The organism is Flavobacterium sp. GNP002 (genome assembly GCF_054343795.1).
In genome coordinates this window covers 1,553,118-1,574,493 of the sequence record NZ_JBTGUW010000001.1, presented here as the reverse complement: position 1 = coordinate 1,574,493, position 21,376 = coordinate 1,553,118, and the positions used below count along the sequence as shown (strand labels likewise).

The 21,376-nt window shown below is 33.4% G+C and carries 18 protein-coding genes and 1 tRNA gene; 11 read left to right on the top strand and 8 right to left on the bottom strand.

What is annotated here, in order from left to right; all coding sequences use genetic code 11:
• Positions 1-55 precede the first annotated feature (55 nt).
• Positions 56-418 (top strand): nuclear transport factor 2 family protein, encoded by a 363-nt coding sequence (locus ACXX80_RS06890; protein ID WP_458552592.1) that lies wholly within the window; start codon positions 56-58, stop codon positions 416-418.
• 209 nt (positions 419-627) lie between these two features.
• Positions 628-2,385: a DUF885 domain-containing protein gene (locus ACXX80_RS06885; RefSeq protein WP_458552591.1), complete on the top strand. Its 1,758-nt coding sequence runs from the start codon at positions 628-630 to the stop codon at positions 2,383-2,385.
• Between the two features lie 457 nt (positions 2,386-2,842).
• Here the strand turns inward: ACXX80_RS06885 and ACXX80_RS06880 are convergent, their stop codons facing one another.
• Positions 2,843-3,721 (bottom strand): hypothetical protein, encoded by an 879-nt coding sequence (locus ACXX80_RS06880; protein WP_458552590.1) that lies wholly within the window; start codon positions 3,719-3,721, stop codon positions 2,843-2,845.
• A 345-nt stretch (positions 3,722-4,066) separates the two neighbouring features.
• Here ACXX80_RS06880 and ACXX80_RS06875 point away from each other — a divergent pair, with 345 nt between their 5' ends.
• Both ACXX80_RS06875 and ACXX80_RS06870 read left to right on the top strand, forming a co-directional pair.
• On the top strand, positions 4,067-4,300 hold the full coding sequence (locus ACXX80_RS06875) for a hypothetical protein (protein ID WP_458552589.1): 234 nt from the start codon (positions 4,067-4,069) through the stop codon (positions 4,298-4,300).
• 78 nt (positions 4,301-4,378) lie between these two features.
• The gene (locus tag ACXX80_RS06870) at positions 4,379-6,070 is read left to right on the top strand and encodes a tetratricopeptide repeat-containing sensor histidine kinase (RefSeq protein ID WP_458552588.1); all 1,692 of its coding nucleotides are present in this window, start codon (positions 4,379-4,381) and stop codon (positions 6,068-6,070) included.
• Positions 6,071-6,544: 474 nt separating this feature from the next.
• Here the strand turns inward: ACXX80_RS06870 and ACXX80_RS06865 are convergent.
• Positions 6,545-6,626 (bottom strand) — tRNA-Leu (locus tag ACXX80_RS06865).
• A gap of 108 nt (positions 6,627-6,734) precedes the next feature.
• Between ACXX80_RS06865 and ACXX80_RS06860 the strand changes: the two genes are divergently transcribed.
• The 4 genes from ACXX80_RS06860 to ACXX80_RS06845 all read left to right on the top strand — a co-directional run bounded on the left by ACXX80_RS06860 (position 6,735) and on the right by ACXX80_RS06845 (position 10,626).
• On the top strand, positions 6,735-8,123 hold the full coding sequence (locus tag ACXX80_RS06860; RefSeq protein WP_458552587.1) for a dipeptidase: 1,389 nt from the start codon (positions 6,735-6,737) through the stop codon (positions 8,121-8,123).
• Between the two features lie 318 nt (positions 8,124-8,441).
• Positions 8,442-8,792 carry a hypothetical protein gene (locus tag ACXX80_RS06855; protein WP_458552586.1) on the top strand — a complete coding sequence of 117 codons (351 nt, stop codon included), beginning with the start codon at positions 8,442-8,444 and terminating at the stop codon, positions 8,790-8,792.
• Between the two features lie 2 nt (positions 8,793-8,794).
• A complete protein-coding gene (locus tag ACXX80_RS06850; RefSeq protein ID WP_458552585.1) occupies positions 8,795-9,169 on the top strand; it encodes a BlaI/MecI/CopY family transcriptional regulator in 375 nt (124 codons plus the stop codon).
• Positions 9,166-10,626 (top strand): M56 family metallopeptidase, encoded by a 1,461-nt coding sequence (locus ACXX80_RS06845; RefSeq protein WP_458552584.1) that lies wholly within the window; start codon positions 9,166-9,168, stop codon positions 10,624-10,626. Before ACXX80_RS06850 ends, ACXX80_RS06845 begins: the two co-directional genes overlap by 4 nt.
• 187 nt (positions 10,627-10,813) lie before the next feature.
• Here the strand turns inward: ACXX80_RS06845 and ACXX80_RS06840 are convergent, their stop codons facing one another.
• The 3 genes from ACXX80_RS06840 to ACXX80_RS06830 form a co-directional block, all read right to left on the bottom strand.
• On the bottom strand, positions 10,814-11,683 hold the full coding sequence (locus ACXX80_RS06840) for a hypothetical protein (RefSeq protein WP_458552583.1): 870 nt from the start codon (positions 11,681-11,683) through the stop codon (positions 10,814-10,816).
• A gap of 166 nt (positions 11,684-11,849) precedes the next feature.
• Positions 11,850-12,944, bottom strand: a complete 1,095-nt coding sequence (locus ACXX80_RS06835; protein ID WP_458552582.1) for a DUF3644 domain-containing protein — start codon at positions 12,942-12,944, stop codon at positions 11,850-11,852.
• A gap of 403 nt (positions 12,945-13,347) precedes the next feature.
• Positions 13,348-14,718, bottom strand: coding sequence for a saccharopine dehydrogenase family protein (locus ACXX80_RS06830; protein WP_458552581.1), 1,371 nt, complete (start codon positions 14,716-14,718; stop codon positions 13,348-13,350).
• A 180-nt stretch (positions 14,719-14,898) separates the two neighbouring features.
• Here ACXX80_RS06830 and ACXX80_RS06825 point away from each other — a divergent pair, with 180 nt between their 5' ends.
• The 3 genes from ACXX80_RS06825 (at position 14,899) to ACXX80_RS06815 (ending at position 18,232) form a co-directional block, all read left to right on the top strand.
• Positions 14,899-15,291, top strand: a complete 393-nt coding sequence (locus ACXX80_RS06825) for a DUF423 domain-containing protein (protein WP_395381109.1) — start codon at positions 14,899-14,901, stop codon at positions 15,289-15,291.
• Between the two features lie 74 nt (positions 15,292-15,365).
• Positions 15,366-16,967, top strand: a complete 1,602-nt coding sequence (gene pckA, locus ACXX80_RS06820; protein WP_458552580.1) for a phosphoenolpyruvate carboxykinase (ATP) — start codon at positions 15,366-15,368, stop codon at positions 16,965-16,967.
• 164 nt (positions 16,968-17,131) lie between these two features.
• Positions 17,132-18,232, top strand: a complete 1,101-nt coding sequence (locus tag ACXX80_RS06815; protein ID WP_458552579.1) for a DUF4407 domain-containing protein — start codon at positions 17,132-17,134, stop codon at positions 18,230-18,232.
• A 74-nt stretch (positions 18,233-18,306) separates the two neighbouring features.
• On the opposite strand, the gene ACXX80_RS06810 is transcribed toward ACXX80_RS06815, so the two are convergent.
• The 3 genes from ACXX80_RS06810 to ACXX80_RS06800 all read right to left on the bottom strand — a co-directional run bounded on the left by ACXX80_RS06810 (position 18,307) and on the right by ACXX80_RS06800 (position 21,365).
• Entirely contained in the window at positions 18,307-19,017 is a 711-nt protein-coding gene (locus tag ACXX80_RS06810) for a PH domain-containing protein (protein ID WP_458552578.1), read from the bottom strand.
• 253 nt (positions 19,018-19,270) lie between these two features.
• Positions 19,271-20,368 carry a response regulator gene (locus ACXX80_RS06805; RefSeq protein ID WP_458552577.1) on the bottom strand — a complete coding sequence of 366 codons (1,098 nt, stop codon included), beginning with the start codon at positions 20,366-20,368 and terminating at the stop codon, positions 19,271-19,273.
• Positions 20,369-20,657: 289 nt separating this feature from the next.
• The gene (locus ACXX80_RS06800; protein ID WP_458552576.1) at positions 20,658-21,365 is read right to left on the bottom strand and encodes a LytR/AlgR family response regulator transcription factor; all 708 of its coding nucleotides are present in this window, start codon (positions 21,363-21,365) and stop codon (positions 20,658-20,660) included.
• Between the last annotated feature and the right edge of the window lie 11 nt (positions 21,366-21,376).

Here is a 21,376-nt window from a genome sequence, read left to right as displayed (position 1 = left end):
CCTTCCGTTTATACGGAATGGGATTTTTTTAATAAAAATTCAATCCTAAATAAGTATGACACCAGAAAAATTACAATCAATTGCTTTTAAATGGTTTGAAACTTTCAATAATAAAGAATTAGAAAAATTATTGTCTTTATACGATGACGATGCCGTTCATTTTAGTCCAAAACTAAAAATGTACAAACCAGAAAGTAACGGTTTTGTTACCGGCAAAGAAGCCTTGCGAGAATGGTGGAAAGATGCTTTTGAGCGTTTACCCTCTTTAAATTATAAAGTAAAATCGCTTACCGCCAATGGAGACCGCGTTTTTATGGAATACACAAGAACAGTTACTGGTGAAGAAGATTTGCTGGTAGCGGAAGTATTAGACATAAGAGAAGACAAAATAATTGCTTCGAGAGTTTATCACGGATAAAAAATTATTTTTTTCCAATCTGGTATTGTAAGGATATACCAAAATTGAAACCTAAGACCCCATTCGTTTTAAACCGAATGGGATTTTTTTTTGACCGATAAGGAATGAAAATATAAAAAGTCCCTGTACTGCATTACATTAGTAATATATTTGGGTAATAATCAATTATTTTTGGATAAATTAGCTTTTCCAATAATCACATCTAAACTATGAAAAAAATAACCACTCTTTTACTTTCCGTAACCGCGTCCTTATTGCTGGTTAACTGTAAATCCGAAGATAAGAAACAAGACTTCAGCAGTCTGACGAAAAATTATTTTGACGACAAAAATGCGATGAGCCCATTGGATGCGACACAAAGTGGTCAAAACCAATACAACGATCAGTTGCAATTTGAAATGACAGACAGCTATAGAAAGTCGCAAGAAGCTTTCTTTAACAAATACCAATCTGCCCTTCAAAATATCACTGTTGAAGATTTATCCGAAGAAGAAAAAAACAGTTACGAAATCATCAAATGGGAAGTTGAGATTGGTAAAGACTTATTAAAACAACCTACAAATTTGCTTCCTGTTCATCAATTTTGGGGAACACATCTGACTATGGGGCAGTTTGCAGGCGGAACCAGCGCGCAACCTTTTAAAACAGAAAAGGACTATACCAATTTCCTAAAAAGAATGGATAAATATGCTGTTTGGATTGATTCAGCGATGGTGTACATGAAAAAAGGACTTGATAAAGGTGTTGCTTTACCAAAATCGTTAACGGTAAAACTGATTCCACAATTTGCAGAAATGGCTACGCCAAATATAGAAGACAATTTATTTTACTCAGCTATAAAACTAATGCCTGCCTCTTTCCCTGACAGCATAAAAGAAGATTTAACAGCAAAATACACAGCGACAATCAATACCAAACTGATTCCACAATATAAGAAAATGGCTGATTTTCTGAATAAAGAATATCTTCCTGCTTCCAGAACAACCAGCGGAATTGGAAGTTTGCCTTTTGGAAAAGAGTTATATGCCACTTACGTAAAACAATGGACCACTACCGAAATGACTCCCGAACAAATTCATGAACTGGGATTGAAAGAAGTTGCCCGTTTAACAGCCGAAATGGAAAAGGTAAAAACTCAAGTGGGTTTTAAAGGCACTTTATTGGAATTCTTTGAGGAAGTTCGAAACAAAAAAGAATTAAAACCATTTACAAAACCAGAAGAGGTTATCGCTAATTTTCAAAGTATTTATACTCGTATTAAACCCAACGTAGACAAATTATTTGCATTACAACCGCAAACAAAATTTGAAATCAGACGAACAGAAGCCTTTAGAGAACAAACAGCGAGTGCTGAATACAATCAAGGAACTGCTGATGGTACGCGCCCCGGTATTTTCTATGTTCCAATTCCTGATGTAGCAAATTATAACATATACGGAGATGAAGATTTGTTTTTGCATGAAGCGATTCCGGGACATCACTTTCAAATATCATTACAACAAGAAAACGAAAGTTTGCCTGATTTCAGAAAATTCAATTGGTTTGGCGCTTACGGCGAAGGTTGGGCTTTGTACACGGAAAGCTTAGGAAAAGAACTTGGATTGTATCAAGATCCGTATCAGTATTTTGGAATGCTGGGCAATGAAATGCACCGTGCGGTTAGATTAGTTGTTGATACCGGATTACACTCAAAAGGCTGGACCAGAGAGCAAGCTATTAAATATTCGTTAGCAAATGAAGCCGAAAGCGAAGCGAGCATTATTCCTGAAATTGAGCGTTATATGGCGATTCCAGGACAAGCGCTTTCGTATAAAATTGGACAGTTAAAAATCATGGAGTTACGCAAAAAAGCGGAAACTAAAATGGGTACCAAATTCGACATCAAAAAATTCCATGAAAAAGTATTAGAATCTGGAGTAATGCCATTAGCATTATTGGAAAAGAAAATTAATGCTTGGATAGAATAGAAATAATTCTTGTAAGCAGGTATAAAAAGAGCTTCTCAATTGAGAAGCTCTTTTTTTTTGTGCGGATCACAGATCTTAATAATTTCGTTAAGGTATCCAAAAAGCTCATACCGCCAGCTTAATAAAGTACTTTCACTCTTATTGAATATACAAATACATCCATTAGTTAAATTGCAGAAGAAATCAGTTTATCTTGATGTATTTCTTCGAAATTTTTTTTAGTACTGTTTAGTTTCTCAAATATAATTTCAAAGAGATTTTCAATTTCTACTGTAAAGTGAAGAAAGAAACATTATTTAAAAGCTGATTTTTAACGCTTTTAAACCTAATACAAGCTTTTAAAACCATTAATTCTACTTTGGTAACAATATCCTAAAAGACAAATGGCAATTTCGTTCCAACGGATAAAAAATAAACAACCTTAAAGAGACCGTTCGAATGTTTCAGTAGTGAAGACTTACCTCACGTACTTATCTATCATATATTGGGTGATGGGTTTTAACGTTTTATCATTTTCAGGATGAAAACCTGGGCCATTAAAAAAATCAAGATGGTCTCCATTTTTACAATACCATAAAACGGGTTTATTATGCTTAAAAAAAGTTGTTGTATCCGTTACCTCAATTTTTTTAAAACCTAGCATATTTTCATTTATCGGTAGTTTCGAGTAAATGTTTACAATCCCGACTTCTTCAGTTTCACACTCAACCACTTCATAATGGTCTTTTTGCCATTGCATACATGTTTTTTTTAAAAAAAACCAATATCCGAAACCAACTAGGACTAAAATCAAAAGCATTACAGGAATAATTTGCTTCGTCTGTAAAAATCGCATTCGCTTTTTCACCAAGAACGATGGTTGGATTATTCCATCATTCTCTCTGTAGTCATTTATAGCCCTTTTATCTTCTACGGTAACTTGGTGCACAACACTATTTTCACAACTATCAATAAGACTAAACTCTTTTTTTAAAGATTCTGTTTTTGAAAATTTAAGGTAAGGTCTTGGATTAAAACCAACCAATATTGCGGCAATATTCACCGCTTCAATATCAGTTAAATCTGTTTCTCCCTTAAAAAAGGTTTCAATGGGCCTGAATCTATCTGTTTGATCTTTTAATTTGTTGGAGCAATTTGGAAGAAAATCAAATTGAAAAAAAACAGAAAAGCTTTTTAAATCGTCAGCGCTTGCCTCATTTTTAAATAACTCGGCACATAATTTCCTCAATTTAGCGCGAGAAGGATTTAGCAAAAAACTGGAATGACATCCCCATTTTTCTGTCTCATACTTCAATTTAATCGCTGCTTTATAACCTTCTAAAGTATTTTTCACCATAAGCTTAAAGGAATTTTTAGGAATTTTCAGGAATCCTTCGTCATACTGGGAATCATAGGAATTTCATATCAATTTTACTTCAGAAGCGTCGGTACTTTGCCTCAGAATTAGTTGTTGTTCTATTTCACGATACGAACAAATGTACAAAACTACTTCTATAAAAGTGACGCTATATCGAACAGAATTTTTATTCCGGGAAGTATAATCAAACAGTTCTGTACTAGCTCACTTTACTTCCCGAAACCAAAACAAACTGTTCTCATTTTACTGGTTAGGCCACTGCTATTTATTCGATTACAGATATCGAACGGCCAAACCTATGTCCAATTTTTAACAATTACAATCATGAAAAAAATATTTTTTATAGCTGCTTTTGCAGTATCGAGCTTAGTTATAGTATCCTGTGATGCCGATGGGATTGATAGTGCAAGTGCTAAAGCAAAAGATTTTGGAGTTCAAAAAACAGATCAGAAATTCAACGAAAGTTATACTAGTCCCTTGTCTAATACAAATAATCCTATTGCTAGTGACGGCCCTTGTGATGAAATAATTATCATAACACCACCAAAAAAACCATAAGAAGATGTATTAATTTACAATTAAATACTAATTTCGGGGAAAGAAACTTTTATGTTGCGTTCCCCGTTTTTAATCTTAGTGTTTTTGCTTTCTATTGTATCTTGTCAGAAGAGTGTAAAAACAAGTATTGATACTTCTAAAAAACAAGAAAGCCAAAAAGAAATTATAGCCCAGAAATATTCAGAATCAGGTGATTTATTTATGAGGGATAATAAACTGGATAGTGCTTTCTATTATTATTTAAAATCTACAGAATTATTTAAAGAAGAGGGAAATAGCACATATATTGCCTATAATTTAGTTGGAATGGCACATATCCAACAGACCTATGGAGATTATTATAGCAGTGAAGAAACTTTGACAGAAGCTTTACCATACATAAAAAATGATTCACAGTATCTGGTTGCGGCAAATAATTTATTTGGAATTGCAGCAAAAGAACTGAAAAATTACGATGACGCCGTTCGTTATTATAATACAATTTTAAAAACTGTAAAAGATTCTGTAGCTAGAGTCGCAGTTCTCAATAATATCGCTACAGTTTATCTGGAACACAAAAAGTACAGAAAAGCAATAGTACTTTTAGAACCATTTTTAAAGTCTGCCATTTTAGATACACTACAGAATAAAAAAGCTAGAATTATTGACAATCTAGGATTTGCTTATTATAAAGACAATCAGATTCCAAAGGGACTAGCATTAATGAATAAAGCTTTAGTAATCAGAACCAGAATTAACGATTCTTATGGAAGCATTGAAAGCCATTTGCATTTAGCGGATTTTTATCAAAATAGGGATCATCAAAAATCGAAGGAGAATGCATTGCAGGCTTATAAGGTAGCCACAAAGTATCAAAGTATCGATGAACGATTGGAAGCCTTGGGATTTTTAATGTCATATAATCAAGAAAAAGGGGTAAATAGTTATGCCAAAATGTTTGTAAATCTCAATGATAGCATTAAAACCGTACGAAGCAATGCTAAAAATCAGTTTGCAAAAATTAAATATGATTCCAGAGAAGCGACTTTGGAAAATATAAAATACAAGGGGCAAAGAGCAGAAACCCTTTTGCAACTTGAAACGCAAAAAAACGAAAAATACTTGCTTAGTTTTGGAGTTGTTGTACTACTTGGCGGCATCGGTTTCCTTATCCACTATTTTAAAAATAAAAGTAAACGAGAGCTATTAGTAGCAAGTTACAATACTGAAACTCGAATTTCTAAACAACTCCATGATGAACTTGCTAATGATATCTTTTATGCTATGACTTTTGCCGAAACGCAAGATTTATTAAACCCCATAAAAAAAGAAACGCTGTTAGACAATCTTGATAAAATATATCTTAGAACACGAGATTTCTCTAAGGAGAATAGTACTATAGAAACGGGAGAAAGTTTTGAACACAATCTAAAACAAATGCTTAGTAATTATAAATGTGACAATGTTGAAGTTATTATAAAAAATGGAAAATCAATAGATTGGTCAAAAATCGAAAACGGAAAAAAGATAGCATTGCAAAGAGTATTGCAAGAGCTCATGGTTAATATGAAAAAATACAGCCAAGCCAATTTTGTAATCATTGGGTTTGATAGTGATCAGACTAATGTGATAATTGACTATTCAGATAATGGGGTGGGCTTCGCGGAAAAACTAATTTTAAAAAATGGACTTCAAAATGCAGAAAACCGCATTAAGGCAGTAAAAGGGATACTTACATTTAATTCTCAAATCAATAAAGGTTTCAAAGCTAAAATTTTACTTCCTAAATAATACAAGAAAAATAGGTTCACAAAAGTTTTAAGTGCAGATGACATAGCTTTTAATGGTGTGGATGCAGGTCAAATACTCCAGGAACTTGATGTTCCCAACATTCAATATGCAAAATAATGTGATGAAGGTTTGTTAAAAATTAATAAAGCACATATCGATGGTACAACTGCACATGCTAAATAAACTATTGAGAATTAATCTGAAAAACGCATACCTTTTATGGTTTCCCACATTCTCTAAGGAGTATTTTTTAATACCATAGCGATGAGTATAATTTTACAGAAATAGCATCAAATTTAATGGCCAAACAAGTTACCCCAAAACAAGTTATCCCAAAACAAGTAAGACCCAAAAAAGAAAAAAGCACAAATGAAACCCTTTGGACTTGATCTATAATATTCTCGGCACTGGTTGGGCAACTCTAAAAAACAAAAAACCCAAAACACTTATTATCAATGTTTTGGGTTTTTAAAGTGCGGATAATAGGACTCGAACCTACACGCCTTGCGGCACCAGATCCTAAGTCTGGCATGTCTACCAATTTCACCATATCCGCGCAATTGTGGGTGCAAAGATACACTTAACTTCCAATTTTCAAAACAATTTTGATAAAAAATATTCATACTCTTTTTTGTACTTTTGAAATATAAACAAAATTCAAATAATGGAAAATATTAAAGCATACGTTCAAGAACACAAAGACCGCTTTATCAATGAGTTAATCGAATTATTAAAAATCCCATCCGTAAGTGCTGACACTGCTTATTCTCACGATGTTTTTGAAACAGCTGATGCCGTAAAAGCCAGTTTAGAAAAAGCAGGCTGTGATTTTGTTGAAATTTGTGATACTCCAGGGTATCCAATCGTATATGGTGAAAAGATTATAGACCCAGCATTACCAACCGTTTTAGTCTATGGACATTATGATGTGCAACCACCAGACCCAATCGAATTATGGACTTCTCCACCTTTTGAACCCGTAATCAAGAAAACCGAAATTCATCCTGAAGGTGCAATTTTTGCCCGTGGTTCTTGTGATGACAAAGGCCAAATGTACATGCACGTAAAAGCATTAGAATATATGGTGCAATCCAATACTTTGCCTTGCAACGTAAAGTTCATGATTGAAGGCGAAGAGGAAATTGGTTCCAAAAGCTTAAGCTGGTTCGTAGAACGCAATCAGGAAAAACTAAAAAACGATGTGATTTTAATTTCGGATACCGGAATGATTTCAAATCAGCAGCCGTCAATTACAATAGGTTTACGTGGCTTAAGCTATGTAGAAGTAGAAGTTACAGGACCAAACCGTGATTTACATTCTGGATTGTACGGAGGAGCTGTTGCCAATCCTATCAATGTGTTGTCTAAAATGATTGCTTCGCTTCATGATGAAAACAACCACATTACCATTCCCGGTTTCTATGACAATGTAGCAGAATTATCCTTAGAAGAAAGAGCTGAAATGGCCAAAGCGCCTTTCAATTTAGAAGACTATAAAAAAGCATTAGACCTTAATGACGTTTATGGCGAAAAAGGCTATGTAACAAACGAAAGAAATTCCATTCGTCCTACATTGGATGTCAACGGAATCTGGGGTGGTTACACCGGAGAAGGTGCTAAAACAGTTATTGCCAGCAAAGCTTTCGCTAAAATATCGATGCGTTTGGTACCAAATCAAGACTGGGAAGAAATCACCGAATTATTCACCAAACATTTCACGAGCCTTGCTCCTGCCGGCGTTACCGTGAAAGTAAAACCGCATCATGGCGGACAAGGTTACGTAACCCCAATAGACAGCATTGGCTACAAAGCCGCAAACATGGCGTATACTGAAACCTTTGGCGTTCCCGCAATTCCGGTGCGTTCCGGAGGAAGTATTCCTATCGTAGCGTTATTCGAAAAAGAACTAAAAAGCAAAACTATCCTAATGGGATTTGGTCTGGACAGCGATGCCATTCACTCGCCAAACGAACACTTCGGAATCTTCAATTACCTAAAAGGAATTGAAACCATTCCGTTGTTTTACAAATATTTTGTGGAGTTATCAAAATAAATTCCTTTCCATAAATACTAAATCCGCTCTAAACAGGGCGGATTTTTTTTGGGCGTTCCCCGCTGAAAATAGCGGGTCAGGCTGTCCGTTCTCAATCTTTTTATTTTTTAAAACAAAAAAATAAAAAGGATTTCCACTCCCATCCTTAACGCAAACCGCTGACTATCATAATATTTTTTCTTCAAAATTTGTTTATTTCAAATTATATTCTACATTTGTAGAGCAAACTCTATTTTCGTAGAACAAAATCATTTTATGCGACAAACTGTAATTGTAATCGGCTTGGTGTTTTTATTATTTGGCTGCAAAACCAATCAAATGAAAAATAAACTTAGAGAAGGACTTTGGATTGAAGAATACGCACAAGACAGTTCCCAATATAAATCGGTTGGGAAATATCGAAAAGGAGATCCCGTAAAAAAATGGAGTTATTACTTAAATGGCAAAATCATAAAAAGAGAAAAATACAAAGACAACATTTGCAGCACTACTTTTTATCATAAAAATGGAAAAATACAGTCAAAAGGAAAAACAAAAATGGAAACGAGCGATAAGTACGCGCATTGGTTTTATTTTGGTGACTGGAACTTCTTTAATGAAGATGGAAAACTAATAACGATAAAGAAATATTATAACGGAGAATCAGTTTCCGAAATAGAAATTAAATAAACATGCAACAACTAACGAACGCCGAAGAACAAGTAATGGAACATCTTTGGAAACTCGAGAAAGCCTTCATGAAAGACTTGCTCGAAGCTTATCCAAAACCAAAACCCGCAACTACAACCATCGCTACTTTATTGAAAAGAATGATCGACAAGCAATTTGTAGCCTATAATGAATTTGGGAACTCTCGGGAATATTATCCTTTGGTCAAGAAAACCGATTATTTCTCGAAACACGTCAACGGATTGATTAGTAATTTCTTCAACAATTCGGCATCACAATTCGCATCTTTTTTTACCAAAGAAACCAATTTAACGCAAACGGAATTGGAAGATCTCAAGAAAATAATAGACAGTGAAATTCTAAAAAAGAAAAAATGACCGACTTTCTAATCAAATCGACAATTACTTTATTCGTGCTACTGGCGGTGTATTATCTCTTTTTGGAAAAAGAAAAAATACACGTTTTCAATAGGTTTTACTTGTTGTTCAGTCTTGTCTTTTCGATGGTGATTCCATTTATAACTATTGAAGTAATTCAGGAATTAGCACAACCTGCAGTCAATCCGGGAAATATCCAAATACTGCAAGGAAGCGCTGAAATGATGGAGGAAACTAACTATCTGGCAATAGGATTATGGAGTTTGTATTGTGCAGTAACACTCGTTTTAGCATTTCGTTTTATCAGCAATATCATCAAGATTTCGTCTAAAATGAAGTCGAATACAGCAATTGATTATAAGAATGCCAAATTGATTTTGGTCCCCGAAAAAACGGTGCCACACACTTTCCTGAATACGATTTTCATCAACGAAACGGAATATAACAACCGTGAAATTGAAGCTGAATTGTACACACATGAGCTCACACACGTGAATCAAAAGCACACTTTGGACATTTTGTTTATCGAACTATTGAAAAGCGTTTTTTGGTTCAACCCTATTTTTATTTTTTACAAAAAAGCAATTCAACTCAATCACGAATTTCTTGCTGACGAGAAAGTAGTGACCTCCTATAACAATGTTCCGTTTTATCAATCTTTATTATTATCGAAAGCGAACGAGAACCAAACTTTTTACTTGGCCAGTAATTTGAATTATTTAATAACTAAAAAACGATTACTCATGATGACAAAAACCACATCAAAAACAGAAGCTTTATTAAAAAAAGCAATGCTAATCCCTGTAGTAACTGCCTTATTGTTTTTATTGTGTACGAAAGTCGTTGCACAAGAAACCAATGTAAAAAAAGAAGCTACTCCTAAAAAATCTGAAAATTTAATTAAAACGTATTACGACAAAACTACTTTTAAAATCAAAGATGAAAAAGGAAAGGTTGCCAGCGAAAAAAAATACAATGAACTAACTCCTGTAGAAAAGAGAGCTATACCTTCTATCGTATCCAAACAAAAAGAATTGCCTACAAACGAGGAACTTTTGGCAACATTAAGCAAAGGAGCTCCTGAAGTAATTGAAATTGACACGTACGATGCTAAAAATCAGTTCGTCCAAAAAGGGGAAAATGAAGTCTATAATACTGCTGGAATAACCGAAAAACCAGATTTTCCGGGAGGAATTATGGAATTTTATAAATTTGTCGGTAATAATTTTAAAACTCCAGAACAACCTAACTTAAAAGGAAAAGTATACATCACCTTTATCATAGAAAAAGACGGCAGTTTAAGCGACATAAAAAACATACGAGATATTGGTTTTGGAACTGGTGAAGAAGCCATCCGTGTTTTGAAAATATGCCCGAAATGGATTCCCGGAAAACTGAACGACGTACCTGTTAGAGTAATGTACAGCTTACCAATAACTATACAATCAAAATCATAATAGTAAAAAAAACAAATCCGCTTCTAAAAAGAAGCGGATTTATTAAACTAACGCTCCTGCGTTTGGCGAGGTTGCGGACTTCAGAAGTACTTATTTTCTTTTAAAAATTAAGTTTCTTGCGAAACGAAAACCTGTTTTATCACAAAATCCGCAATCTAACCAAACGTGTGTAATGCGATCGCTGTTCTTATATTTTGTTCTGAGAAAGTTTATAATAACGATTTAGCATTTCTTGTAAAAAGTCCGTGTAATAAATATAATCAATAGTTTTAGTCTTTCCTTTTGTCAGTTCATTAATTAAACTGAACCAATCCTCACGATTGCGCGAAAGTTGAGTTTTATTTTTTTGAATAAAATAGTCAAAAAGTAAAGCCATATTTTTTCTGCTTTCTGTTCTTTTGTCGTTGCCAAACCGATTTTTTTCATTATCAATAGTGATTGGCGTAATTCCAACTGCATTAATTGAACCAGATTTTAGGTCCTCACAAATAGTTTTATATATTCGGTCAAAAACATTTTTAGTTGTTAATGATGTTACATTGTGCGTACTGTTTAGCCTTGAAACGTCACCTTTTTGAATAGTTTTAGTATTTGTTTGTCCGTTAATTAAAGATTGTAAAGCGATTGTTATGTCCACTGCGTTTGAGTGATTTAACAAGTAGCTATTAGTTGTAAGAACATCACCGTTTTGATGACTGTTACTAGTTGCAATCTTTTGAGCGTCTTTTGAGTTAATTTCTATACCTTTAAGAATGTTCCCGTCTTTTGAGAATAAAACAACAACCAAAATGTCAAAATCCCAACTTCTAAAAACGTTTAAACTTGTTGTAGTTAATTTGTCTAGTTTTCGTGATTTAACCTGAATTAGCTTATTATCACTTGTTTTTAAATCAGCACTTTTATTTGAAGCCGTTAGTTGTTGTGCGTTATAATAAACAGCAACTAATCTTTCAGCAAATTCGCCAACTTCATTTGCCGTTCCCCCCATAGCTTTTGTCAATAATGAACTCGCATTATTGTAGTTTTTCCAAAGACTTGTCAAATAATTAAAATCCATATCCAAATTTAGTTTAGTTTTTATAGAGTTCCACTAACGTTTTGCTGCTTTGAGATGGCTGGAAGTTCGTAACCGCTCAATTTTCGGCTTAACGAAATCTTGATGCGAAAGGGTAATTCCACTAAATCCGAGCTAGTTCAAAATGGCTGTTGTGCGATCGCCTTTCTTATTCAATTTCGTATCTAGTAATATCTAACTTTCGTTTATTGTCAAAATTAGTTTTCCAAATTTCTCTTGTTAACATGCCACTAGTAATATTTCCTATTATAAAAGAATTCCATTCTTCTTTAAATAGATAGTCATTGTGAGCTTCGTCATAATGACAATATTTTGTATTTGTTTCGAATGGGTCAATATTTTCGCCATCTTCTTTTGTTGGCTTTATTGAAAATATGTAGAGCAAACATTTATGGTCGTAATGATTGAAAACATTTTGATAACTTAGGTTTACTGTTTTTACAATAGCACCTGGTTTTAGTTTAGCAGGATTTATAACTTCGGTCTTTTGAACTTTATCTTTTATTAAAGTTGTTATTCTTTCATAGTTTTCTCTGTCCTCCTCAGAAACTGAATTCCAATGAACAAATTCAATTGCTAAGTCATTTCTATTTGTATTAACAATTTTAGGGACTTGAATTAATTTTACGCTAAACTCTTGTGTATTAAAAATACTCTCTTTAACATTTAAACGATATTTTTCTATAAAGTCTTTAATTTCTTTTACTTCCGTTGATAATAATTGTTTATTGGCTTCTACTTGTTTTGCCGTTCTTAATCTTGAAAATTGAAGTGAATATGCTAAACTTTCATTTATTGCATATTCTGAACCGAATAGTTTAATTAATTCATTTTCATAATTGTAAAGTAAAGACTGACACTCTCCAAAAATCATTAATCCAATTTCGTCTTTTGAAATTGTCCTGTGCTCGATTTTATTTCTAAGTTTTATGAAAAATTCTAAATTAGATTTAACAGCTTCTGAAAGTTGACCATATTTTTGAATACAAGTTTTTAATTCCCAAGCCTTTTTTTCGCCGTCAATTAATTTATATCTTCCATTAATCTCTTTATAAAAAAAAGTTTCTCCAATAGTATGATTGAAGTGTGCTTGCAGAAGTCTTGTCCAAGACATTATCATATGAGTAATAAAGCTTTCTACTCTAAAAGGTGCTCTTGGCTTGTTGTAAATTTCCACTGATAATAAGGCGCAATCTATTGAACTTTCCAATAGTGTTTTTGTCTTTCCTTTTCTTAATTGCATGTTTTTTCAGCGGTTTTTTTAAGGTGTTGCACAACTTGTATATAAGCAAACAAACCTTCGTATACACACCCACACATAGGTAGATAAGCGAAGGTTTGATTCGCTTTAGTCATTTCCAAATATAATTAAATTTTCTTACAAATTACAATAACGACTTCAAATCATTGAAATGCGTTGCGTGAGGGATGGTCCCGAAGTTTCGGGAAAAATCCTTTATGTTTTTTCTTTAAAAACATAAAGATTGCAGCGAACAGCCCGACCCAAAATTGCGAGGAGGAACGACGAAGCAATTTGCAGGGTCACGCCCATACTTCGGCTACGCTCAGCATAAATAAAGAATTTTAAAAAACAAATCCGCTTCAAGAAGAGCGGATTTATCAAACTAAAAATCTAAAAAAAACTACTAACTGAACTCTTTATCTGGATTGTATCCTAAATACGACATGGATTGTTCCTTGAAAACAACACCGTATTCTTCTAATTCTTTCAAAATAGGCTCATAGACTTCCTTACGAATAGGCAATTGCACTCCCGGAGTCGTAATTTTACCATTCAAGATTAACAAAGTCGCCATTGCTACTGGTAAACCAACGGTTTTTGCCATGGCTGTATAGGTTTGATCGTCACCAATACAAACCATTTTAGAATCTATTTGTTCTTTTTTGCCATGTAATTCGTATCCAAATTTGTGATACATGACAATCATATCTTTATCATCTTGCTGAAGCGTCCAGCTATCGGTCAATATTTTCTCCAGAATTTGTGCCGGAGTAGCATTTTTCAAGCCTACTTTTTTATCACGATTGAACAAATCGAGTTCCAACAATTTATCCCACATGATGTCATCCTGATCAATTTTGAGAATCAAACGGGTCTTGATTTCTACAGAATCCGTTGGATGATACGGCAAGAAAGAATTCACAAATTCTCGATAACTCATGTTCTCCGAATCCTCCATAACGTAACTATCATCCGTCATTCCTAATTGCACAAACATATTCCATGCTTTCGAGAAACCAACTCTTCGGATTGTTCCTCTGTATAAAGTGAGTACGTTGTCTAAACCATACACACTTCTATATTTCAAGGAATCCCGATTCGAATACGCTTCAAATCGACCATAACCTTCAACATCCAAAAACTCAGTTCTGCGAAACAAATTACAGTACGGAATGTATTTATAAGTCCCTTCCTGAATAAACTTAGCAGCGCCACCCTGACCGGCAAGAACTACATTACGTGGTGCCCAGGTAAATTTGTAATTCCAAAGATTCGTATCGGATTCTGGAGCTACAAGTCCACCACAAAAAGATTCAAAAAGAAGCATTTCACCGCCTTTTTCTTTAATCTCGTCAATCACTTTCATGGCACTCATGTGGTCAATTCCAGGATCAAGTCCAATTTCATTCATGAAAATCAGATTGTTTTCCTTTGCGGCAGCGTCTAATTCCTGCATCGCATCACTCACGTAGGAAGCGGTAACTAAGTGTTTTTTATAAATAATACAATCCTTAGCTACCTCAATATGTAAATGAGCCGGCAACATCGAGATGACAATATTGGCGTTCTGAATTGCTTCTTTTCTTTGATTTTCATCAAAAATATCTAAGGCAATCGCCGTTGCATTAGGATGATTATTTGTCTTTTTTTTGGCTAAAGCCAAAGACAAATCACCAATGACAAGATGCAAATTCTCTTTTTCAGATTTATTTAAAAGATACTGAATCAGCGATGAAGCAGATCTTCCTGCCCCAATGATTAAAATTGTCCTCATTTTTATATATTTATAACACAAACATACAAAAATGTTGTATTTATAACAAACCGCCATCGTTTATTTTGCAATAAATTAAAAAACCGTTTTCAGATATTCTGCTTTACTACATAAAACTATCGTTGCAAATCCTTTTAAATTCATTCGAGATGAAATACTTTTGCAGTAAAGACAATTAAGATGGACAAAAAGATACTTTCGACGGCTACTATTTTGGGAATGATTGCAATAATTCTTGGCGCTTTTGGCGCACATGCCCTAAAAAAAGTACTGTCTATTGAACAATTATCAACTTTTGAAACCGGTGTACGCTATCAAATGTACCACGCGTTGTTTTTATTATTTTTGGGATTAATGAAAGACATCACTCAAAAAGCAAAAAGAACCATCTATTTTTTAGTTCTTTTTGGAGTAATTTTATTCTCTGGATCCATTTATCTGTTAGCTACAAATGATCTTACTTCTTTTGATTTTAAAATTATCGGATTCGTTACTCCTATTGGCGGACTCCTATTAATACTGGGCTGGGGCGTTTTATTACTGAATATTATGAATAAAAAATCACAAAATTAGAAGAATCAAAGGCTATCTGAAATATAATTTCTACTTTTGCAGTCTATAAAAAGTAACTACACAATAATAAATTTATGGACAATAACACGCTTTTCTCGCAATCGATTTCGTTAAAAGAATTAGGAATTGACAACGCCAAAATTCATTACCAGTTATCCCCTGAAGAATTACAAGATATAACTATAAAAACAGGTCAAGGAATTGAGACTTCTACTGGAGCATTAGCAGTGAATACCGGAGAATATACTGGACGATCGCCACAAGACCGATATATCGTAAAAGATAGTATCAGTGAAAATCAAGTTTGGTGGGGAAAAGTAAATATCCCTTTTGAACCAGCAGCATTTGAAGCTTTATACAACAAGGTTACCGCTTATTTATCCAACAAAGAGGTTTATGTAAGAGATTCATACGTATGTTCTGATCCAAATTACAGATTAAACGTTCGCGTAATCACAGAAACCCCTTGGGCAAATTTATTTTGTTACAATATGTTTTTGAGACCTGAAATGGAAGAATTAGCAAACTTCGACCCAGAATGGACTCTTTTATGTGTACCAAGTTTTATGGCAGATCCATCAGTAGACGGAACGCGTCAAAGCAATTTTGCAATTCTTGACTTTACAAGGAAAGTAGTTTTGATAGGCGGAACTGGCTACACTGGAGAAATGAAAAAAGGAATTTTTTCTGCATTGAATTTTATTTTACCAGTTTTCAAAAACACCTTGCCAATGCACTGTAGTGCTAATGTGGGGAAAGACGGTGATACTGCTATTTTCTTTGGATTATCAGGAACCGGAAAAACAACTTTATCTGCAGATCCAAACAGAAAATTAATTGGTGATGATGAACATGGATGGACTAATGAAAATACAGTTTTCAACTTTGAAGGAGGTTGTTATGCAAAAGTCATTAACCTTTCTGAAGAAAACGAACCAGACATTTTTAGAGCTATAAAAAAAGGAGCAATTCTAGAAAACGTAGTAATCAATAAAGACACTAATGAAGTTGATTTTGAGGATATTTCTATCACTCAAAACACCAGAGTAAGTTATCCTATTTATCACATAGATAACATTCAGCCTGGTTCTATTGGGAAAAACCCAAAGAATATATTTTTCTTAACGGCCGATTCATTCGGAATATTACCTCCAATTTCTAAACTGACTCCAGGACAGGCTGCTTACCACTTTATTTCTGGTTACACAGCAAAAGTAGCTGGAACTGAAGCTGGAATTACAGAACCTCAGCCTAATTTTTCTGCTTGTTTTGGCGCACCATTTATGCCATTACACCCAACAAAATATGCTGAAATGTTGAGTAAAAAAATGAAAGATGCCAATGTAAAAGTTTGGTTAATCAATACAGGTTGGACAGGCGGTCCATACGGAATAGGAAGCAGAATGAAATTAAAATACACGCGTGCCATGATTACTGCTGCATTAAACGGAGAATTGGACGATGTGGCTTACGAGAATCACAAAGTATTTGGAATTGCAAAACCGCAAACGTGTCCAAATGTTCCTAGTGAAATATTGAATCCAAGAAATACTTGGGAAGACCCTGAACTATACGATAAGAAAGCGGTAGAATTAGCTCAAAAATTCAAAGCTAACTTCGCCAAATTTGAAGAATTTGCCAATGCCGAAATTATGGCAGGAGCACCATTAGCTTAAGTTAATATTAATTCAAAACCAATAGAGCCGTTCGTAAAGAGCGGCTCTATTTTATTTTGTACAAACCGTAACAAAAAGCCTTAAATAAATACCTATCAAGTATTTATACCAAGATTCATTTTTTGGCGTTAAATTTGTAATCATCACTCAAAAAATCATAAATCATGTTAAAACAATTTTTTATCCTTTGTTCCGGAGCTGACAAAGACCTTCTTGAAGGCTGTTCCGAAGGCGAGCAAACCAAATACGTCGGTATTGGCGCCACTGTTTTCTTCACCGCAGTAATGGCTTTCCTAGCCAGTTTATATGCACTGTTTACCGTCTTTGACAGTATTTATCCAGCAATCGCATTTGGTATCGTTTGGAGTTTACTTATTTTTAATTTGGACCGTTTTATTGTTTCCACTATTCGAAAAAGAGACAAGTTAGGAAGTGAATTTCTACAGGCTACTCCCCGAATTATTTTGGCGGTAATTATTGCCATTGTTATTTCGAAACCGTTAGAAATTAAAATCTTCGAGAAAGAAATTAATACCGTCTTATTGAAAGAGAAAAATGCCATGGCTTTGAATAACAAAAAAGAAGTGGCTAATTATTTCAAATCGGATTTAGACAAAAATAAAGCCGAAATAGCAGGTTTGAAATCGGAAATTATTAAGAAAGAAAAAGAAGTCAATACACTTTACGAAACCTACATCACTGAAGCCGAAGGAACCGCAGGAACCAAAAAATTAGGCAAAGGACCTGTTTTTAAAGAAAAAATTGCTAAACATGATTTAGCCAAAAAAGAATTGGACACCTTACAAAAAACAAACTTGGCTAAAATTGCTGAAATGGAGAAAAACACCAAAACGCTGCAAACCGATTTAGACAAGAAAGTTACCGAGACCCAACCTATTATTGATGGATTTGACGGCTTAATGGCTCGAATCAATGCCTTGGATAAATTACCTTGGCTGCCTTCGTTTTTTATCATGCTCTTGTTTTTAGCCATTGAAACCTCTCCTATTATTGCTAAACTTTTATCTCCAAAAGGCGAATACGATTATAAACTGGAGAATCTGGAAACAGCTTTGAAAGCCACAATAGAACAAGACAAATACCAACGCACTCTGCTTGTAAAAACTAGCGCCACGATGCACGACAAAGTCTACGGAGATATTGCTGACGATAAAAAACTGTATGATTTGCAGCGAAAGAATGCCACTGATTTATTAGAATTACAATCCAATAATTTTGTAGAAAAGCAGAAAAGAACGCTATAAGTCAAAGATTTAAAGTCCTAAAGTCAAAAGGTACAACTATCTTTTGACTTTAGGACTTTCGACTTTAAGACTAATTACATATGACTCAAAATTTCTTTTTTGAAAGTATCATATTCACCTTGTAAAATCAATCCGTTATCCAATAATTTTTTATAATTCTGCAGTTTTTCAAAAAGTTCGTCTTGTGATAAATCACTTAACGATTTGTCTTTTGAACTTGCTGGAACATCTTCGAATACTTGATTTTCAGCAATGAAATTGGGTTGTGAAACTGGCATTATTTCAGCAAAACTAGTCACCTCTTCGGTTTCCATTTCTTCGATAATCTCCACCTCATCGATTTGAGCAACCGGAACTTCATCCATCATGGTTGCATTCAATACAGACCCTACTTTCAATATATCCAATTGTTCTTTAGCATATGTAAAAATCTTTCTCGCTTGAATTTTAGGGATATAATCAATGGAAACCTCCATATTAGTTCTGGTTGTAAAAGAAAACTCTGATCCTAGAATATTTTCTTTTACAAATGTTCCTTCTATCTCGTCCCAAGTGTAATCAATAAAATTCATTGAAAGTCCCAGATTTTTAGGCTGACAAATGATGATTCTTTTATTCGTCAATACAATACTATCTGGTAAAACGGTAATCGCTGGCTTTTTTTGTACAGCGATATACCCTATTTCTTCATTCTTCATCAATAAATCACTCAATTTAGCAGCGATTTTTTCGATGGCTTTTGGATCTTGTTCCTCGTTTAAAAACTTCTTAAATTGTTCTTTCATATGATAGGCTGAATTATTTCAGTGTTTATAATTTTATTCGAAATTTATTCGCAAAAGTAATGCCTAATTTTCTAATTCAATAATTTCGATTTGTAATTTCTTTGTTAAACTTTTGAAAACCAAATGAAATCCACAAAAAAAGAGACTATACAAATTGCATAATCTCTTAGACCTTTAATCTTAAAAGTAGTTTTATTTATAATGAATTGCGATTATCCCATGGCACGTGCAATTCATAACTTTAATTATTAATCTAAGCGAGCTTAAGCAATTTAACACAAACCATCTCATTCCACTTCTCATCTCCAAAAAAACATTTTGTTCTATTGGATATTTCCTCTTCAAATTTACTTTCCGACAAAAATTTATTTTTAAAAATATCTTTTACTATTTCATTGTCAAACACCTCTATAAACTTACTCTTTTCCTTTCTGTGGATTTCTAAAAATTTCTTATAGAAACTATTTATTTTTTTATTAGCAAAGTGCTTTATTGGAAAACCCCACAAAGTAGAATCTGCTGAACCAACTTCTAAACCCACAACATTTTTATAATCAGATGCGGATATTATACTAACTAATTCTTTGAAGGTATCAAAATTAACAGAAAAATCTTCGTTTAAAAAACCTATAAACTCGAACTGATGCGTTTGCTCTAACTGTAACATCCCTAATCTTATAGCCTCTGTTTTATTTACAGCGTGATCAAAATTCAAAACGCTTATCCTTTTTCCCTTGCCTTTGCTAAATTTATTTAAAATCTTAGCAGACATTTCCTCATTGCTGTAGTTAACAAAACATAAATGATAATTAAGATTGGTGTTTACAAAATTTAAAAATTCGTCGCTCAGCATGGTTTCTAAGCTATAATAACAAGGAATTACGACTCCTACAAAAGAATTATGAATACAGCTTTCCTTATTAACATTCTTCTTATCAATGCTAATATTCCCTATTAGGTTTTCCACCCGCCTACTTATTATATCGAGACTTACCGGCTTTATTACATAATCATCGGCCCCTAATGATAAAGCTTTTGAAATTACTTCTACTTGCCTATTCCCTGATAGGACCATAACTGGAGTCGTTTCCTTCTTTAAAACTCGAATATACTTTATAATCTCTAAACCTGATTTCTTTTTTATAAAATCCAAGCTTTTAAATTCAAAATTTGAGTTTGCAACAACTGGCATATCAACATCGGTAATAACTAAATCAGGTTGATACTCATTATACATAGCTATTCCATCAGCCATATTATTCGCTTTTTTAACAAGGTATCCTAAATCATGTAGATATTTTTCTAATGTTAATAAAACCAACTCTTGATCGTCTATAATAAGTATTTTCATCGTTCTGATTCTTTATTTTTAACATTACAAAAATATAAATAGAATATGTTACAGTATTATTTTTAAGTCAGAGTGGCAAAAAGTGTCGTTGAAATTATTTAATATTACGATATTCAGTATCGTCTTTATTTAAAAAAAAGAGGAAAGTAATTAAAAGTAAATTAATTCGAATTAAAAAAGTTTATTAGATCAAAATAATGTATTAAATATTATGAAAATAATCATATTGTATGGCAAAATAAATTAAATACAGTAATAAACACAAAACTGTTTTTTGACTATTTATTGATTACAACAAATTTAATCTTTTCATTAATTCAGATCTATTAGCGCGACTTACTGGAATTACATATTTAGCGATCAAGACACTATTGTCTTCAATATCAATGATTTTTTTAGTATTGATAATAAAAGAGCGATGCACTTTTAAAAATAAATCTTTAGGTAATTTATCTTCTATCTTCTTTAGGGTAGAATGGACCACATAATTTTTACTTTCCGTTCTTATATGAATATAATCGCCCTTAGCCTCCACAATATTTACAGATGCCATGTCTATTTTTATCAATCTTCGGTCGATATTGATATAAAACTCGTTTACATTATCCTTTTCTACTGCTTTTATCTCTCTTGGTTTGGCAGCGGTTTTAAAGGAATTAGCTTTTTGAATTGCTTTTTGAAAGCGATCTTCAGAAATAGGCTTTACTAAATAATCTACTATACACTCGTATTCAAAAGCTTCAATAGCAAAGTTTTTATCTGAAGTTACTAAAATAATTCTGGGAGGATTCTTTAAACTTTGAATGAAATCAAACCCAGTAAAATCAGGCATATGAATATCTAAAAAAATCAAATCCACTTCAAAATTATTCAAGAATTTTATTGCTTGAATGGCATTGGGAAATTCTTGGATTAACTTAAGATCAGGATGCCTGTTCACCATCTCAGTCATAATCGCTCTTGCCATCTCTTCGTCATCAATAATAATGCAATTCATAAAGTAAGTGA

Excerpts from the sequence above, each read along its gene's own strand:
- ACXX80_RS06890 (WP_458552592.1), top strand. The coding sequence starts at position 56 with ATGACACCAGAAAAATTACAATCAATTGCTTTTAAATGGTTTGAAACT.
- ACXX80_RS06885 (WP_458552591.1), top strand. The coding sequence starts at position 628 with ATGAAAAAAATAACCACTCTTTTACTTTCCGTAACCGCGTCCTTATTG.
- ACXX80_RS06880 (WP_458552590.1), bottom strand. The coding sequence starts at position 3,721 with ATGGTGAAAAATACTTTAGAAGGTTATAAAGCAGCGATTAAATTGAAG.
- ACXX80_RS06875 (WP_458552589.1), top strand. The coding sequence starts at position 4,067 with ATGAAAAAAATATTTTTTATAGCTGCTTTTGCAGTATCGAGCTTAGTT.
- ACXX80_RS06860 (WP_458552587.1), top strand. The coding sequence starts at position 6,735 with ATGGAAAATATTAAAGCATACGTTCAAGAACACAAAGACCGCTTTATC.
- ACXX80_RS06855 (WP_458552586.1), top strand. The coding sequence starts at position 8,442 with ATGAAAAATAAACTTAGAGAAGGACTTTGGATTGAAGAATACGCACAA.
- ACXX80_RS06850 (WP_458552585.1), top strand. The coding sequence starts at position 8,795 with ATGCAACAACTAACGAACGCCGAAGAACAAGTAATGGAACATCTTTGG.
- ACXX80_RS06845 (WP_458552584.1), top strand. The coding sequence starts at position 9,166 with ATGACCGACTTTCTAATCAAATCGACAATTACTTTATTCGTGCTACTG.
- ACXX80_RS06840 (WP_458552583.1), bottom strand. The coding sequence starts at position 11,683 with ATGGATTTTAATTATTTGACAAGTCTTTGGAAAAACTACAATAATGCG.
- ACXX80_RS06835 (WP_458552582.1), bottom strand. The coding sequence starts at position 12,944 with ATGCAATTAAGAAAAGGAAAGACAAAAACACTATTGGAAAGTTCAATA.
- ACXX80_RS06830 (WP_458552581.1), bottom strand. The coding sequence starts at position 14,718 with ATGAGGACAATTTTAATCATTGGGGCAGGAAGATCTGCTTCATCGCTG.
- ACXX80_RS06825 (WP_395381109.1), top strand. The coding sequence starts at position 14,899 with ATGGACAAAAAGATACTTTCGACGGCTACTATTTTGGGAATGATTGCA.
- pckA (WP_458552580.1), top strand. The coding sequence starts at position 15,366 with ATGGACAATAACACGCTTTTCTCGCAATCGATTTCGTTAAAAGAATTA.
- ACXX80_RS06815 (WP_458552579.1), top strand. The coding sequence starts at position 17,132 with ATGTTAAAACAATTTTTTATCCTTTGTTCCGGAGCTGACAAAGACCTT.
- ACXX80_RS06810 (WP_458552578.1), bottom strand. The coding sequence starts at position 19,017 with ATGAAAGAACAATTTAAGAAGTTTTTAAACGAGGAACAAGATCCAAAA.
- ACXX80_RS06805 (WP_458552577.1), bottom strand. The coding sequence starts at position 20,368 with ATGAAAATACTTATTATAGACGATCAAGAGTTGGTTTTATTAACATTA.
- ACXX80_RS06800 (WP_458552576.1), bottom strand. The coding sequence starts at position 21,365 with ATGAATTGCATTATTATTGATGACGAAGAGATGGCAAGAGCGATTATG.